This is a genomic window from Acinetobacter sp. CWB-B33, from assembly GCF_039655955.1.
Lineage (GTDB): Bacteria > Pseudomonadota > Gammaproteobacteria > Pseudomonadales > Moraxellaceae > Acinetobacter > Acinetobacter bouvetii.
The window spans coordinates 1,265,603-1,282,536 of record NZ_JAGFEU010000001.1; the positions used below are offsets into that span (position 1 = coordinate 1,265,603).

At 44.5% G+C, this 16,934-nt stretch carries 12 protein-coding genes and 1 riboswitch; of the genes, 3 read left to right on the plus strand and 9 right to left on the minus strand.

Features of this window, described 5'->3' with window-relative positions; translation table 11 throughout:
• Positions 1-87: 87 nt before the first annotated feature.
• Both JZ784_RS06070 and JZ784_RS06075 read left to right on the plus strand, forming a co-directional pair.
• Entirely contained in the window at positions 88-1,179 is a 1,092-nt protein-coding gene (locus JZ784_RS06070) for a putative zinc-binding metallopeptidase (RefSeq protein ID WP_346314264.1), read from the plus strand.
• A gap of 135 nt (positions 1,180-1,314) precedes the next feature.
• Positions 1,315-3,267, plus strand: a complete 1,953-nt coding sequence (locus tag JZ784_RS06075) for an alpha/beta fold hydrolase (protein WP_346314205.1) — start codon at positions 1,315-1,317, stop codon at positions 3,265-3,267.
• 37 nt (positions 3,268-3,304) lie between these two features.
• Here the strand turns inward: JZ784_RS06075 and JZ784_RS06080 are convergent, their stop codons facing one another.
• The 5 genes from JZ784_RS06080 to JZ784_RS06100 form a co-directional block, all read right to left on the minus strand.
• Entirely contained in the window at positions 3,305-3,712 is a 408-nt protein-coding gene (locus JZ784_RS06080; RefSeq protein ID WP_346314206.1) for a hypothetical protein, read from the minus strand.
• Between the two features lie 226 nt (positions 3,713-3,938).
• Positions 3,939-7,544, minus strand: a complete 3,606-nt coding sequence (gene uca / locus JZ784_RS06085; RefSeq protein WP_346314265.1) for an urea carboxylase — start codon at positions 7,542-7,544, stop codon at positions 3,939-3,941.
• Between the two features lie 9 nt (positions 7,545-7,553).
• Positions 7,554-8,222 (minus strand): urea amidolyase associated protein UAAP2, encoded by a 669-nt coding sequence (locus JZ784_RS06090; protein ID WP_346314207.1) that lies wholly within the window; start codon positions 8,220-8,222, stop codon positions 7,554-7,556.
• A 15-nt stretch (positions 8,223-8,237) separates the two neighbouring features.
• Positions 8,238-8,972 (minus strand): urea amidolyase associated protein UAAP1, encoded by a 735-nt coding sequence (locus JZ784_RS06095; RefSeq protein ID WP_346314208.1) that lies wholly within the window; start codon positions 8,970-8,972, stop codon positions 8,238-8,240.
• Positions 8,973-9,003: 31 nt separating this feature from the next.
• Positions 9,004-9,113, minus strand: a riboswitch (guanidine-I (ykkC/yxkD leader).
• Between the two features lie 222 nt (positions 9,114-9,335).
• Positions 9,336-10,229, minus strand: coding sequence for a LysR substrate-binding domain-containing protein (locus JZ784_RS06100; RefSeq protein WP_005009761.1), 894 nt, complete (start codon positions 10,227-10,229; stop codon positions 9,336-9,338).
• 260 nt (positions 10,230-10,489) lie between these two features.
• On the opposite strand from JZ784_RS06100, the gene JZ784_RS06105 reads away from it, so the two are divergent.
• Complete coding sequence (locus tag JZ784_RS06105; RefSeq protein ID WP_346314209.1) at positions 10,490-11,203, plus strand: HAD family phosphatase; 714 nt, start codon at positions 10,490-10,492, stop codon at positions 11,201-11,203.
• Between the two features lie 132 nt (positions 11,204-11,335).
• Here JZ784_RS06105 and JZ784_RS06110 read toward each other — a convergent pair whose 3' ends face one another.
• From JZ784_RS06110 to JZ784_RS06125, 4 genes are all read right to left on the minus strand, one after another.
• Positions 11,336-11,680 (minus strand): hypothetical protein, encoded by a 345-nt coding sequence (locus JZ784_RS06110; protein ID WP_346314210.1) that lies wholly within the window; start codon positions 11,678-11,680, stop codon positions 11,336-11,338.
• Positions 11,681-11,958: 278 nt separating this feature from the next.
• Positions 11,959-13,458 carry a succinate CoA transferase gene (locus tag JZ784_RS06115; protein WP_346314211.1) on the minus strand — a complete coding sequence of 500 codons (1,500 nt, stop codon included), beginning with the start codon at positions 13,456-13,458 and terminating at the stop codon, positions 11,959-11,961.
• A gap of 110 nt (positions 13,459-13,568) precedes the next feature.
• Positions 13,569-14,738, minus strand: coding sequence for a thiolase family protein (locus JZ784_RS06120; RefSeq protein ID WP_346314212.1), 1,170 nt, complete (start codon positions 14,736-14,738; stop codon positions 13,569-13,571).
• 96 nt (positions 14,739-14,834) lie between these two features.
• Positions 14,835-16,613 (minus strand): acyl-CoA dehydrogenase C-terminal domain-containing protein, encoded by a 1,779-nt coding sequence (locus JZ784_RS06125; RefSeq protein ID WP_346314213.1) that lies wholly within the window; start codon positions 16,611-16,613, stop codon positions 14,835-14,837.
• Between the last annotated feature and the right edge of the window lie 321 nt (positions 16,614-16,934).

Sequence of the window (16,934 nt, forward strand, 5' to 3'; positions counted from 1 at the left end):
CGGATAACCAAGTTAAACGCTTTGCGCATACAGCATAACGAAGACATCATTTATACTGATAAAAGTTTCCCTGCCATTTTGCCGCTTATGAAATATTTCAGGTGCGCCGTATGCTCGAATCAAGTGTTTTTTGCCAATTCACACTGCGTGAAATGCCAAACAGCACTGGGCTATATTGCCTCTGAAAAAGACATGGGCTGCTTTACAAAGCACAGCGACACCTTGTGGCTCGCTTTAAATCATGAGCTGCAAGACAAACGCTATAAGCCCTGCTACAACTATCAGCATCATCAAGTGTGCAACTGGATGGTGCCTGCAAACAGTCACGAAATATACTGTGAATCGTGCTTGCTGACCCACACCATTCCCAACTTAGACAATCCAGACCATGTGGTGTACTGGGCACGCTTAGAGCATGCAAAGCGGCGGTTTCTCTATTTAATGCAGCGGCTGAATATTATGCCTCGCCCTAAACACAGCGATGATGACCGTTTGGGGCTGCGCTTTGATTTTCTCATGCCCACAGAAAATGCTCCGGTGATGACAGGCCATGCCAACGGTGTGATTACGCTGAATGCCAGTGAAGCTGATGTCATTTACCGTGAAACGACCCGCATTAAGATGGGTGAAAACTACCGCACGCTGCTCGGTCATTTCCGCCATGAAAGCGGGCATTATTATTTTGACCTGATGAAAGATGCACATCCTGAATTGATTGATGAATTCCGCGTGCTCTTTGGGGATGAACGCCAAGACTACAACGAAGCGCTGAAACGCCATTATGAAGACGGCGCGCCGCGCAATTGGGATGAATCCTTTGTCAGCTCTTATGCCAGCACGCATCCTTGGGAAGACTGGGCGGAAACATGGGCGCATTATCTGCACATGATGGATACCCTGGAAACGGCATATCATGCAGGCTTGGTGATTAAAACCGATAAATTGGGTTTAAATAATTTAGAACTGCATGAAAATCCAATTGGCGCTCAGGATTTTGATTTACTGCTGCAGCATTGGTTGACACTGACATTTAACTTAAATGCATTAAACCGCAGTATGGGCTTAGAAGACGCCTATCCTTTTACCTTATCTGCTCCTGTATTAGAAAAGCTTAGATTTATTCATCATAAATTGCTGCACATTGCCTTTAATCATCAGCAGCGCATCCACACTGTTTAGCGTATAAACAAAAGCTGAGCTTGAAGGATTTAACTCACAGCCATTCATGCATACAACTTCATCATTGATTCAAATCAGCTGAAACATTTATTTTAAAATTGATTAAAATAGCCCAAAGATTGATGAGCCTGTTTTATGCTGACTTCTGTACAAACCCGCCTAGGCCTGATTGCATTTTTTAGCCTCAGTGTGCTTTCAGGCTGCCAGCTGGTCAAATTGAAAGAAAATAAACTCAGCTCTTCTTTGCATAATAAAACGGACAATATTCTAACTGATCAGCGGCTCAGTTCATCCAGCTTGCAATTACTGCAGCTCGTGAATGAAAACAGCCAAAGCTGCCTTCAACAGTTAGACAGCTGTATTTTAAAACTGCGCAGCAATGAAACTTTAGATGAAGAACAAGTTTATGCGGCTGCCAGTGAGCTGTATATGGCGCGGGCTTTAAACGCAGATAAGAATAAGCCCTGCGCGCAAGATTTAACACTGAACAGAAGTAAAAGAGATGCCGTCAAGATTAAAGCCTGTTTAGACCAGCAGCTGTCTGATTTTGATTTAAGCCTGCGCTACAGTTATGTTTATTTATTTAAAATGCCGCAAGCTCCGGAATCACGCTTATTTGACTTGCGTCAGGGGCAAGTCCGAACTTTTTATAATGTAGCGCTTTCGCGCTTAATTACGACTGCGCATAGGCGTTTTAATTTTGGTGAGTTTCCTGAGCAGCTTTTGCTAGGCTCATCCATGTGCAGCATCAACTTTGAGCATTATCCAGCGCTCGAACATGCTGAAATTGAAAAACTGCGTTCTAGCTATAATGATCATTTTTCTGGCTTAACTGCCATTAACCGTCAGGAAGGCATTGGTTCAGAATTTGCTGTCGTTAAAAAACGAAGCGATACTTTAAACTCGCAATCCTTTATTTTAGACCCTGAACAATATTTTAAGCATAAGCTAAATCCCAATATTCATTCAGCACGATACCTTTCAGTGAGCGCTATTGCGGTGCCTAGCCCCCAAAGCAGCATCGCTGACATTTTGTCTGCGCAAGCGCCTATTCAAATTCAGCTATACAACCCAAATCAGTACAAAACTGCTGAAATTGAATCCCGCCCTTATACCTTGACTGCTAATTATTCTGCACCATATGGGCTGTGGCTGTCCGAAAATAAATTAGGTCAGTCCGGTTACTGGACCTTATTGAATAAAGATGAAAATCTGCGCATGCCGCATGTGTTTATGTTAGAGCCTTATCAGCCGAATAAAAAAATTATTGTGATGATTCACGGTTTGGCAAGCAGCCCAGAAACATGGATTTCATTAACCAATAATATTATGGGCGATGCAAAACTGCGAGAGCACTATCAAGTCTGGCAGGTATTCTATTCGACGAATATGCCTATCGCAGAAAGCCGTTTTCAAATCAATGCGCTATTAAAACAAGCATTTGAGCAAGTACAGCCTAATACACCCTCTGCACGGGATGCTATTTTAATTGGCCACAGTATGGGCGGTATTATCAGCCGCCTGCTGGTGAGTGATGCTGATATTTCTGCACAAGCCATTCCATTGATGAACTATGAGCAAAATACGCAGCTGCAGCGAAATCCTATTATTCGTGAACGCTTTATTTTTAAGCCTTTACAGCCGATAAGCCGTGTGATTTTTATTGCAGCGCCACATCACGGCACGGACTATGCCGACCGCTGGTTTACCAATTTGGCAAAAAAAATTGTAGTCCTGCCTTTAAGCTTTTTAAATGATGTCAATGTCCATATCCCGAATGCTAAAAATTCTACAGCAGGTTTGATTAAATCTGGCCCAGCGGATTTAAGTCAAAAATCCCGGTTTATGCTGCTGACGTCGAATATCATGCCAAGTCAAAGCATCCCTTATCATTCAATTATGGGCAATCAGACTAAAAGTACAGATCTAAGCCAAATGTCAGATGGCATTGTGCCATACCAAAGTTCGCATTTAGAGGGTTCAGTTTCTGAAAAAGTTTTTTCAGGCGGGCATTCTATTCATGAATCGCCCGATGCAATTTTAGAGTTGAGACGGATTCTGAGAGCGCATTTAAAGCAAGTAAATTAGGCGGCAAGTCCTATATTTATCACTTTTCACGACCCCACTATTTAATGACTTTTAAATTCAAAATATCTGCTCGCAATTGGGCTCTTGCAGGTACAGTCGGATAACGAAGTAAAATAACATCGTCATGCTTCGCTCTGTATTTAGGTTTATCTTTATGCAAAGTAATTTCAGCAATCAAACTTTGCTCAGGATCTTTTACGAATTTAGAATGTATTTTAATTTTATGATTACTGTGTTGAATATCAAATTCCAAAAACTCTTTTTTACAATGGTCATAAAGTAAATTGAACTGCGAGATCTCACGGTTTTTACTGTGCAACTTAAGCTTTGCATCAGCATATTGCTTACGCAAGATATTCTTTGTACTGCTTTGTTTTTTTGACTTATGTATAAATTTAAAATAAAACACCGCAGCAATGATGCCCAAAATAGCTATATAAATCATATCTGTCTTAAATATTTATTTTAAAAGATTTTATATCGAGTAATTATATTATAAAAGATACCCAAAAGTATTAAATAAACCGACCGCCTAAGCGGTCTGTTTATTTAATACTAAAACTAATATGTTTACCTGTCGGAAGCTCTACACCTGTGCACAGCTTTCCTCCTATCGCTTCCATATATTTTAAAAGAAGGAAAACCTCCATTCTTTAGCAATTGAAAGCCTTTTAAGCCACAGGCGCCAAGGTAAACAATACCTGCCCCGTTTTCACTGTCTGCCCTTTCTCAATGGTAATCGCATCTACACGCATACGCTCAGGCGCAATAATTGGAATCTCAATTTTCATTGCTTCAATGACTGCAAGCGTTGCACCTTCTTCCACAATATCGCCTGAAGCGCATTCAATTTTCCAAATTGAACCCGGCATGTGAGATTCAACCGCACAGCCACCTTTAGGAATTTCTACGCCTTCACCATCATCCACTGCATCTAGGCTTTCAGACACATATTCAGCCAAACCAGCCTCATGCCAGCGGTGGCGTTCTTCATCAAAATTCGCTTGTTGAACCACCTTGAATGCCGAAATAGATTCTGCATTTTCAGTGAGGAAATCATTGTATTCTTTAAGATTCAGTACACCTTCTTCAATGCGAAGTTTTAAACGGCCTGCTTTAAAGTCCTCACGCATCTGCATCAATTCTGTTTCTGACACTTCATAAAACTTAATTTGATCAAAGAAACGCAGCAACCACGGCATGCTATGTTCAAAATCAGGGTTTTTGCGGTAGCGGCTCCACATTTGTGTAGTACGGCCCACAAACTGATAACCGCCCGGACCTTCCATGCCATAGACGCACATATAGGCGCCGCCAATACCGACGGCATTTTCAGGTGTCCACGTCCGTGCAGGGTTATATTTGGTCGTGACCAGGCGCTGACGCGGATCCAGCGGTGTAGCGACAGGCGCACCCAAATACACATCGCCCAAGCCCATGACCAAATAACTTGCGTCATAGACCACATCTTTCACGGCTTGTTTGTCTTTTAAGCCATTGATACGGCGGATAAACTCGATATTGTCCGGACACCACGGCGCATCAGGGCGCACCGTTTGCATATAACGTTCGGTCGCAAGCTGTGTTTGAGAGTCTTCCCATGCGAGCGGTAAATAGACGGTACGTGAAGGCACTTGCATTTCCGTCACATCTGGCAAACGTTCTTCAGCGACTTGCAGCAGACGCAATAAATCCAATTGATCAAGCTGGGTCGAATCAAAATGAATCTGTAATGAGCGGATACCCGGCGTCAAGTCAATGATGCCTTGAATGTTTTGTTCTTTCATCCACTGCATTAAGGCATGAATATGGAAACGCAAGTTTAAGTCAAGCACCAGCTCTCCATATTCCACCAGCATATAGTTGTTGCCCGCAGGACGGTACACCACATCAGGCAAGCCATTTTGACCTTTTAAGGTATCTAGCACTGCATTTTCAAGTGTTGACGTTTCAGCTGTAAATGCCTCATCAAATTTGACATTTGAACAATCAGCCGCATTCAGCATGGCATGATATTTTTCATTCAATGTTTTCGCTTGGCCGTAACTCACTGGAATAAATTTAACTTTATCGCCTGCTTTGAGCTGGCCGAGTTTCCAAAGTTCAGAGTGAATCACCACCGCAGGACAGACAAAACCGCCTAAGCTTGGGCCATCTGGCCCGAGAATAATGGGCATATCGCCTGTAAAATCAATTGCGCCAATAGCATAAGCATTGTCATGAATATTGGATGGATGCAGCCCTGCTTCACCGCCGTCAATACGCGCCCACTCTGGTTTAGGGCCAATCAGGCGAATGCCTGTGCGGCTTGAGTTAAAGTGAATTTCAAACTCATTCGCAAAGAACGTATCAATATCATTCTTGGTGAAGAAATCAGGCGCGCCGTGCGGGCCATACATCACTGCAATTTCCCATTCATGACTGAATGCCGGAATTTGCTCAGGTACAAGCGCTTTGGCTTCATCTGATGTATGTGCCTTTATCGGCAGCATGTCACCAACCAATAAGTTACGCCCTGCATGACCGCCAAATTGCCCTAAGGTAAAGGTCGCTTGCGAACCTAAATATTCCGGCACGTTTAAGCCGCCTTTAATCGCAATATAGGTGCGGCAGCCTGTGGTGATTTTGCCGCATTTTAAGATTTGACCTTTGCGTACATTCAGTGTTTGCCACATTGGTACAGCCACACCATCCAAGGTCGAAGGCATATCACCGCCAGCCAGTACAATTTGACTGTCGCAATGGAATTTCAAGCTTGGCCCTTGCAGCGTACATTCGAGGCCTGCGGTATTTGGAGCATTGCCTAAGAGTTGGTTAGCAGTATTGAGTGACAATGGGTCAATTGCGCCGGATGGCGGTACGCCGACATCCCAGTTGCCCAAACGGCCTGTGACATCTTGCACAGCCGTTTGAATGCCTGCTTGCAAGACTTCAATCTTTTGGGTTCTCCACTCGAAAGTATTTAAAAACCGTGTGGTTTGCATACCCGCTTTAAACACATCACAGTCGATAATGTTTTGCAGATATTCAAGATTGGTTTCAATCCCTGCCACTTGGGTTTTCGCCAATGCATCCGCCATGGCTTGAATCGCTGATTGACGATCATCTGCAGTGACAATAATTTTAGCAATCATCGGATCATAGAATGACGATACATTTGAGCCTGTTTCTACCCACGTTTCATTCCGCGCATTGTCATCAAACTCAACAAAGGTAAGCAAACCTGCACTTGGCTGAAAGTTTTTAATCGGGTCTTCTGCATACAAACGCACTTGAATGGAATGGCCTTGAGAGATTAACTCCGTAGTCGGCGCAGTCCAAGTCCCTGCCGCCAAAGTCACCATCCATTCAACCAGATCGACACCGTACACTTGTTCCGTAACGCCATGCTCAACTTGCAGGCGGGTGTTCACTTCCAAGAAGTAGAATTCTTGCGTGTCGGTATCCATGACAAATTCAACAGTCCCTGCCGAACGGTAGTTCACCGATTGCATCAGCTGAATGGCAATGCTTTGAATATACTCACGCTGTGCAGCGTCTAAATGCGGTGCAGGAGTTTCCTCAATCACTTTTTGGTTGCGGCGCTGTACAGAGCAATCCCGCTCCCCCAGAGCCAAAACTAAACCGTGGCCATCGCCAAATATTTGCACTTCAATATGACGCGCATTTTGCACAAATTTCTCTAAGTATAAGCCCGCATCTTTAAAATTGGCTTGCGCCAAATACGACACCGTGGCATAGGCATCTTTCAGCTCCGCTTCATTCCACACCAAACGCATGCCAATGCCGCCGCCGCCCGCGGTACTTTTCAGCATGACGGGATAGCCAATGCGGGAGGCTTCGATCAACGCTTCAGCTTCATCCGCCAATAAACCGCTGCCCGGCAGCAATGGTACATCAGCTTGAATGGCCAGCTCGCGCGCCGTGTGTTTTAAGCCAAATTCACGCATTTGTTTTGAGTTTGGGCCAATGAAGGCGATGCCTTGCGCTTCGCACAGATCACAGAATTCAGCGTTTTCAGACAAAAAACCATAACCCGGATGAATCGCTTGCGCGCCAGTTTGCTTGGCAACGGCTAATATTTTCTCTACATTTAAATAGCTTTGGCTGGCAGTCGCTTCGCCAATATAAACTGCTTCATCGGCCAAAGTGACATGCAGCGAATCACGGTCCGCTTCTGAATACACAGCGACAGATTGAATACCTAATTTTTTTAGGCTACTGATGACACGGCAGGCAATGGCGCCGCGGTTGGCGATTAAAACTTTGGTTAACATTGTCATTGCTTATGCCTCCATGCCTTCATGCACCACCAATTGAATCGGTGTCGGGTTATAGCCGCTGCATGGATTGTTCAGTTGCGGGCAGTTGGAAATCAGCACAATCAGATCCATTTCGGCTTGGATTTCAACAAATTTACCCGGTGCAGAAATGCCGTCATCAAACGTTAAAGCACCTTCTGCTGTAACAGGCACATTCATAAAGAAATTAATATTCGGGCCAATGTGGCGCACATTTAAGCCATGTTTTTGCGCGACAGGATTTTTGGCCAAAGCATACATAAAATTGTTGCGGCAGCTGTGCATCGGGTACTTGTCATGCGCATAGCGGACCGTGTTGCTTTCACATGAACACGCACCGCCTAAAGTGTCGTGACGGCCGCAGTTGTCATCATTAATCATGGCAATCGGCTGACCAAAGTTGCTGTACAGCATCGTGCCTTTTTCAAGGTAAATTTGCTGATTGATGGCCAATGTATCTGTTGCGCTGTAACGCTCTTCTGGGTTTGAAGCAGAGATAAATAAGGTGTCGACGGCCTGATTGCCTTCTAAGTCAATGATGCGGAAGTACTGGCCTTTTTTCACTTCGCACATCCAAGACTCGCCAGCAGGACATACTTCGTTCAATACGGCTGTTTCAAACTGATTTTTTAAAATATGGGTTAAAACTGTCATGATCTTGTTCCTGCCTTAGATATTTGAAAGTGCGTAGTAACGGGCATTGTTTTGAAATGCGCGATGATTTTGCGGACAAGAATCACGGCAGATGTCGCTTTCCCCTAAAGCATTGGCTTTGAATAAAGACAATTGAATATCGGATGGCGTATAAGCATCACTGCAATCTAGGCCATGCGGCGCTGCAGAAAGAAATACTAAGCAATCCATCTCAAAGCGCAGTTCAGTCACTTGATCAGTATTGTCTGATGGGACATAAGAGAGTTCGCCTGCATCATTCGGCGTGACTTTGGAAAATAAATTTACGGTTGCGCTTAAATCGGTTTGGCTGAGCGCAAATTTCGCCATTTCAACTAACAGGCCATCCAGGCCGCTTTGATACATCTCATTGCGCGCATCCTGGAAAGCACATATGCCAAATTGTTTTGTAATTTGCTCAGGTCGGCTGGCGCCGCAGAACACATCGCTCCAAGCGTGATCATCTTGAACAATCGATGCCATTGCCCGGCCCAAGTCTGAATACAGCACATTGCCTGCCGTGAGATAGGCAGTATGCTGACCTTTTAAACTGTCAGGCATGTTGTAGCGTTCTAATTTATCTTCAGCATTGACACAGAACAGTGAAACATTGGCATTTTCACTCAGCGCTTTAAACTGTAAAACAGCGCCTTTTTGAATCCGTCCAGACCAATGATGCCCGCCCGGCAAAAGCTCAGTCCACAGTATTTGATTATTATGAAAGCCGCCCATGCTATATGACCTCTCTAAGGTTAAGTTTTCAACCTCCCGGGCTTTTATCCCTCCGTGTAGCTCAATTGAGCCGTGAACTCTCGGTCACAGCCGCAGTATGTTTAAAATAAAAATACTGCCGGAACCCTAGATCACTTTATATCTAAATAGGTAAATGCAAATGGCGTGCCAGATAGGTATTACGATTTTGTACATTTGTAATACTAAAAAATGATTTTTATTGCGCAAATTCAGTGCAAATGGAAACAGCCCAAATAAAACTGCACCAAAATTAAAAAATCCCAGTAAATGCTGGGACTGAATCAAGCAAAGTGATGAATTCCATTTTCATACAGAAAGTGTACGCTGAATCTTGTAAAACAACTATTTCACTAAAATTTCATGGAACATATGACGCAGCCATTGATGGCTGGTTTTATGATGGCAAGACATATGCCAATACTGTTTTACGCCATAAGTTGGAAATGCAATGGGCGCTTCAAAAATTTTTAAATTGCCGCGTGAAAGTAGAACTTCACTGAGATAATAAGGCACTGTCGCAATCGCATCTGTATCCTGCACAACCAGCCCAACACCTAAATAGCTCGGCAAACGCATTAAAATATCTCGTTTTAACTCAAGATTAAGCAGCTCATTTTCTATATGGTAATGCCCCATGCCAGCATCAATATCAATATGCAGCTCACTCAGATACTGCTCTTTGCTAATGGTATCGCCAGTTAACCGCGGATGATCCTTCGCCGCGATCACCACATAATACTGCTCAAACAGCTTCTGCTGGTAAAAGCCATTTTCTAAATGCGGCAAGAAACCCAGCGCCAAATCAATTTCACCATTCGCCATTTGATAGCTGGTTTCTGTCGTGATTGGACGTACATTCAAGCGGACATGCGGCGCATTGGCTTTCAAATATTGAGTAATTTTTGGCAGCAGCACCAAATGAGAAACATCGGTCATGGCCAACGTAAACTGCTGATGGGAAATGGCCTGATCAAAATCAATCGTGAAATTATTGATAATTTCGACTTTGCTCAGCGCTTCACTGACCAGCGGAAATAATTGCTTGGACAATTCTGTCGGCACCATTTCATTGCCGATGCGTAAAAAAAGCGGGTCGTTATAATGCTGACGAATTTTATTCAGGATATTGCTGACCGTCGGCTGGCTCATTTTTAAGTGATCCGCCGCCGCAGACACGCTTTTAAATTTATATACGTAAAAAAAGATACTGAGTAATTTACAGTCCAGTTCAAACACGAAAGATAATTTCCTATTTTTCAAATATTAAGGCAATTAATCCATTAAATGGCAATAGATAAACACGTCCTAGGCTTAAATAGTACTGCGAAAGGTCCAAATTTTCTAGAGCAGTTATTCTAGTTCCGCCTATTCAGCCATTTTTTATGCGCTTGCTGTGCAGCTTGAAAATCACTATCTATACAGCTATGAGCAGGCCAGCTTTATTTAAATGGCGCAGCAACGCATAATTGACCTGAATTCTGGCTGGACATTGATATATGCTGCATAATAAAAAATTAGTTTGTTTTGATTTAGACGGCACGCTGATTGATTCAGTTGGTGTTTGGAATCAGGTCGATGCCAGACTGATTAAAGATTTGTCGGGCCAACTGGAAGATTTAAATGCTATCCAGCAGCAGCGCGATTCACAGCTGAAAAACTTGAAACATTGCGCAGATCCCTATCTAGAATATTGTGGCTATTTAAAAGAAAGATACGGCATTGCGCACTTAAGCAAAGACGAAATCAAAACCATACGCTACAGCATTTCTCATCATTTTCTAGATCATGAAATTCAGCTCAAACCGCAAGCCGAAATTTTTGTACAGTTGCTGCTTCAGCAAAGTATACACACTGCAATTACAACTACAACCAGCTTGAGCAATATTCAGCGCTATCAGCAGAACAACACCCGCATTAACAGCAGGCTGAATTTTGAAAAAGACTTTGACTTAATTTTGACCCGTGAACATGTGCAGAATATCAAACCGCACCCAGAAGTATATTTAAAAGCCATTCAGCATTTTAATGTACAGCCGGAAGAATGCTTAATTATTGAGGATTCACTGATTGGCATAGAGGCTGCTCATCAGGCGGGCATCGAAGTTGCCGCCATTTATGACCAATATTCAGCGCATGAAATGCCTGAAATTAAAGCCAAGGCGGATTATTTTGTGCCGGATTATGCGGCTTTGCTCAGTTTTTTAAGATAAATCTTTAATGCAGCGGATGCAAAATTAGAATCTTGAGGCGCAAAATGATTCTAAAAATTAAATTGCGATACGGAAAAGATACCATGAAAATGCACGGCATCTTTTGATGTATTCATACCCGTTTACATAACGTTATTTTGCTTTGGTATAAATTGAACCTGAACCGATCAAGTTTCCATTTTTTTCATCAATGGCAAAATCAACGGACGCTGGGCCAGCATGGACTTGAAGCAAACCGGTTTGCCCCACAGCTGCAGGCACAGGATTTTTCTTTTCAGTCTTGCCGGTTTGCTTATCTTTCAATGTATTGGTAATTAAATAATTTTCGCCATTTTTAGCAATAACCAATGCGTTTTCAAGTTTAGGATCTTCTAAGGTATTTTTCCACGTGCCTTGATAATCGGGCGCTGGCACTTTCGTACACGCAGTTAACAGAAGCAAAAGTGTAATACCTGAAAAATATTGAATCAATTTCAAAACGCTGGCCTTAAATCATAAATATTACGATGCAGGCATTATAGGAATGAATCGCTTTCGCTTAAGCAGCTTCTTGTTGTTTCCGCGTTTCAGCAGCATGAGGTTTGGTTTTACTTTCGCAGCTTCTCTTTTTCTTTTGTGACTTTTTAAATCAGCAAACGGGCTGATTCTGACAATACGAAATGCTGAATCGAATTTCTTATTTTGAGCATCAGTACAATCGAATGCCAGTCAGCTGCCATGCTGACTGGCTAAAGAGATGAAGAGCAGTCTCGTGCTTATGCCGTTCTGCTCATCGTCCCTGTCTCTTCAAATTTTGCATGCCAAGACAAGGCTTCTGCAAGAATATGCGGCGTCTGGCCGCCTTTTTCACATGCGCGTTCGAAGTAACTGAACAGTTCGGCACGGTAATCCGGATGCGCGCAGATTTCAATCACTTTACGGGCGCGTTCGCGCGGCGCAAGTCCGCGTAAATCAGCCAAGCCCTGCTCGGTCACTACAATATCCACATCATGATCAGTATGATCGGTATGGCTGACCATAGGCACAACAGATGAAATTGCGCCGCCTTTAGCCACCGACTTGGTGACAAAAATGGCGATATGCGCATGGCGGGTGAAGTCACCTGAACCGCCAATGCCGTTCATCATTTTAGTGCCTGTGACATGGGTTGAATTCACGTTTCCGTAAATATCAAATTCCAGCGCAGTGTTGATGGCTATAATTCCCAAACGGCGGATGATTTCGGGATTATTGGACAGCTCCTGCGGACGCAGCATGATTTTATCTTTGTATTGATCAAAATTCTTCATAACCTGCGCAGCGCAAGGTTCAGACAACGTCATGGAACAGCCGGAAGCAAATGCCATCTTGCCTGAGTCAATCAGCTGGAAAGTGCAATCCTGCAGCACTTCTGAGTACATTTCCAGATCATGAAAATTGGAATGTTCAAAGCCTGAAAATACGGCATTCGCAATAGAGCCGACACCTGACTGCAGCGGGCCTAAGTTTTCAGGCAAGCGCCCTGCTGCCACTTCACCTTCAAAGAAGGTAATCAAATGCTGCGCAATCGCTAAAGTTTCGGCATCCGGCTCATCCATTTTAAAAGAGGTATCCGGCACATCATTCAAGACAATGGCAGAAATTTTTTCTGGGCTGATATTAATGCCAATGGTGCCAATGCGGTCACCGGCCTGAGTCAGCGGAATAGGATCACGGTTTGGACGGGCCTTCGGCACATAAATATCATGCACGCCTTCCAGCACCGGGTTAATGGTATTGTCAATTTCCACAATGACATGATCAGCCATTTCAATAAAATTAGCTGAGTTGCCGCATGAGCCTGTCGGAATGATTTGCCCATCTTCGGTAATTGCCGTGGCGGCAACCACCGCAACATTAATGCGCGGCAAATTATGATGACGGATATTGTCTGCCATTTCAGACAAGTGCTGGTCGATGTACATGACTTCACCCGCGTTGATGGACTTCCGTAAACCGGGATCGGCCTGATAAGGATAGCGGCGCTCAATGGCGTGCGCCTCATTCAAGCGCCCATCAATACGGTTGCCCAAACTAGCGCCCGTAGCCAAGGTAATTTTCAGCGGATGTTCTTTTGCGTAATCCGCCAAGGCCAGCGGTACTGTTTTTGCTTCGCCTGCGCCGCCAAAACCGCTTAAGCCAACAACCGAACCATCTTTAATTAATTTAATTGCCTGCTGCGCGGACATAACTTTGTCACGCAGAGAGACCAAGCGAATGCGATCTAAACCGTTCATAAAAAATCTCAAAATCAAATATTTATCGTAGTGATCCCAGCAGGCTGAAATCACCGTTTTATTATGGCTTCACGAAAAAACTGCTCAGGCCCAATAAGCCTGAACCTGTATTAGATTAGCTCGACCGCAATTGCTGTCGCCTCACCGCCGCCGATGCACAGCGCCGCAATGCCTTTTTTACCGCCTGTGCGCTTTAATGCATGAATCAGCGTCACAATAATGCGTGAACCAGATGAGCCCAATGGGTGGCCCAATGAACATGCGCCGCCGTTTACATTGACTTTGGCTTCATCTAAATTAAAGCCATCAATGGCCAGCATTGTCACCATAGCAAAGGCTTCATTCACTTCCCAAAGATCGACATCCTGCGCATCCCAGCCGGTTTTTTGCAGCACTTTTTCAATTGCGCCTACCGGTGCAATGGTAAATTCTGAAGGATGCTGTGAATTCGTCGCATAAGCAGCCACTTTTGCCAGCGGTTTCAGGCCGCGTTGATTTGCGATTTCTTCGGATGTAATCACTAAAGCAGAAGCGCCGTCAGAGATTGAGCTGGCATTGGCTGCGGTAATGGTGCCGTCTTTTTTGAATGCAGGGCGCAGTGTTGGAATTTTCTCCGGTTTCGCGCTCAAAGGCTGTTCATCGGTATCAACAACTGCTTCGCCTTTACGGGTTTTTACGGTTACAGGTGTGATTTCTTCTTTAAAGAATCCGCCTTGAATAGCAGCAACCGCTTTATTTAATGAATTGATGGCAAAAGCGTCCTGCTGTTCGCGGGTATAGCCTTTTTGATCTGCCATTTCCTGTGCAAGAATACCCATAGAAAGGCCCGTTTCGGCATCTTCCAAGCCTTCCTGAAACATATGATCCGTAGTTTTTCCATGCCCCATGCGGTAGCCTGCACGGGCTTTTTCCAGCAAATACGGCGCATTGGACATTGATTCCATGCCGCCAGCCACCACAATTTCTGCAGAACCCGCTTTAATGGCATCGGCTGCCTGCATCACGGCTTTCATGCCAGAGCCGCAAATTTTATTAATTGTTGTTGCGCCAGTTGAATCCGGCAAACCTGCCTGACGCATGGCCTGACGCGCTGGGCCTTGCTTTAGGCCAGCAGGCAGCACACAGCCAAAAATCACTTCATCAATATCTGCAGGCTGCAAGCCAGCGCGCTCTACAGCCGCTTTAATTGCAGCCGCACCTAAATCAGGCGCAGTACATGATGAAAGTGAACCCTGAAAGCCGCCCATCGCTGTGCGAACACCATCTAAAATTACGATCATTTCTTATTTCATCCTCTTTATACATTTTGTATGCCCCAAGAAGCGTAAGCACTTTTTCGGGCTTTTCCATCAAGTTTTAAAGCATGTGCCCAAACATTAAGATTGAGCGGTAAAATACTCTTCCGGCAGTTGCATAATCAATTCAGAGCCTGCTTTAATGCGCTGCGCGCGCGCAGCTAAATCCGGCAGCACTTTGGCCACGTAATAATCTGCCAGCACCAGTTTATTTTGGTAGAACGGTTCCGGCTTAGATGCTGCCGCTTGGCTGATGCGTGCAAACATATACACAAAGCTGAGCAAGCCCACTGCATGCAGGTAATCTACGGCGACGGCATTGCTGAAATCAGGCGCTGTTTTAGACTGTTCAACAATAAATTGAGTTAAGTCTTCAACGTCACTGCACACCTGAACCGCAGCGGATTTCACTTTAGAATCTGCCATTGAAGCTGCAAATTCACGGATGTCAGCAATATATTCAGCAATAAATGCGCCGCTGCATTTCGTGGTTTTGCGGCCAATCAAATCAATCGCCTGAACGCCATTGGTGCCTTCGTAAATCTGGGAAATACGCAAGTCACGGATGCATTGCTCCATGCCCCATTCACGGATATAGCCATGGCCGCCAAAGCACATTTGCGCTTCCAGCGCAGAATCCAGCGCTTTATCCGTTAAATAAGCTTTAGCAATAGGCGTCAGCAAAGCAACACGGTCATTGGCTTTACGTACAGCCTCTTCATCTGTAGAAAATTTGGTAATGTCCAGCTGCTGGCCCACATACACGGCAAATGCGCGCGATGCTTCATTATTGGCGCGGATATTCAGCAGCATGCGGCGCACATCACCATGCACTAAAATAGAATCAGCTGGCTTTTCAGGTGATTGAACGCCTGTGGCTGAACGGCCTTGCAAGCGGTCTGTGGCGTATTGCGCGGCATTCTGATAGGCAAATTCTGCAGCGCCAATGCCCTGAATGCCCATAGACAGGCGTTCATAGTTCATCATTACGAACATGGCGGCGAGGCCTTCATTTTCTTTGCCTACGATAAAGCCTTTCGCGCCATCAAAGTTCATCACGCAGGTTGCAGAACCTTTAATGCCCATCTTATGTTCAATTGAGCCGGCTGCTACGGCATTGCGCTCGCCGATTGAACCGTCTGCATTGACATTAAATTTCGGCACAATAAACAGTGAAATGCCGCGTGAACCCGCAGGCGCGTTTGGCGTTTTTGCCAGCACCAAATGAATAATATTTTCACTTAAGTCATGTTCACCGCTGGTGATGAAAATCTTCGTGCCGCTAATGTTGAATGAGCCGTCTGCATTCGGTTCAGCTTTAGTTTTAATAAGGCCTAAATCAGTTCCTGAATGCGGCTCTGTCAGGCACATGGTGCCAGACCATTCCCCTGTATAAAATTTTGGCAGGTACGTTTCTTTTTGCTTTTGAGATGCACGGTCATTGATAGCCATGCCTGCGCCAACGGTCAACAGCGGGTACAGCATAAACGACGGATTGGTACTCCAAATCATTTCATCTGCCAAAACGGTCAGCATTTTTGGCATGCCTTGGCCGCCGAACTCTTCAGAAGCGCCTAAACCCACCCAGCCGCCTTCAGCAAACTGCTTGAAGGCTTCTTTAAAGCCTGCTGGCGTTTTAACTTCACCCTGATGGAATTCTGCACCGCCCGCTTCATCTGCGCTGCGGTTCAAATCCAAAATGACATTTTTAGAAAACTTCGCCATTTCTTCTAAAATTGCATTGGCCGTCGCCATATCAACGTGTGCCAGATTTTCATTGGCTTGCCAGAATTCATCTGCCTTAAACACATCATTTAAAATAAAGTCCATGTCTTTGAGCGGCGCGTTATAAATTGGCATAGTTGCTTCCCTTATACATTGAATGCTGGCCGGTAAATGAAGCCAGCATTTTTAAAAGATAAAAGTATCCCAAGTGAAACCTGCTAGGTGATTTCAACTGAATAAAATATGTGAGATTTTGTGTTCAATGTCCGTCATAAATGACCAAAAAAACATTGAAAAAGACCGAAATTCGATATTCAGTCCCCGACTTTTTAGAACTGCGGTCGGGCAGATAAAAACTGGATAAAGCGGATTAAGCTGACAAATTGATTTTGCATAGAACCGTACATATAAAACCTGAAACCTTGATCAAAAGACCTGTCTGCCGCATTCAAAATA

Bases quoted from the DNA above. Each gene is read 5' to 3' on its own strand.
- uca (WP_346314265.1), bottom strand. From the start codon at position 7,544: ATGTTAACCAAAGTTTTAATCGCCAACCGCGGCGCCATTGCCTGCCGT.
- JZ784_RS06115 (WP_346314211.1), bottom strand. From the start codon at position 13,458: ATGAACGGTTTAGATCGCATTCGCTTGGTCTCTCTGCGTGACAAAGTT.
- JZ784_RS06070 (WP_346314264.1), top strand. From the start codon at position 88: ATGAAATATTTCAGGTGCGCCGTATGCTCGAATCAAGTGTTTTTTGCC.
- JZ784_RS06120 (WP_346314212.1), bottom strand. From the start codon at position 14,738: ATGATCGTAATTTTAGATGGTGTTCGCACAGCGATGGGCGGCTTTCAG.
- JZ784_RS06125 (WP_346314213.1), bottom strand. From the start codon at position 16,613: ATGCCAATTTATAACGCGCCGCTCAAAGACATGGACTTTATTTTAAAT.
- JZ784_RS06080 (WP_346314206.1), bottom strand. From the start codon at position 3,712: ATGATTTATATAGCTATTTTGGGCATCATTGCTGCGGTGTTTTATTTT.
- JZ784_RS06095 (WP_346314208.1), bottom strand. From the start codon at position 8,972: ATGGGCGGCTTTCATAATAATCAAATACTGTGGACTGAGCTTTTGCCG.
- JZ784_RS06090 (WP_346314207.1), bottom strand. From the start codon at position 8,222: ATGACAGTTTTAACCCATATTTTAAAAAATCAGTTTGAAACAGCCGTA.
- JZ784_RS06075 (WP_346314205.1), top strand. From the start codon at position 1,315: ATGCTGACTTCTGTACAAACCCGCCTAGGCCTGATTGCATTTTTTAGC.
- JZ784_RS06105 (WP_346314209.1), top strand. From the start codon at position 10,490: ATGCTGCATAATAAAAAATTAGTTTGTTTTGATTTAGACGGCACGCTG.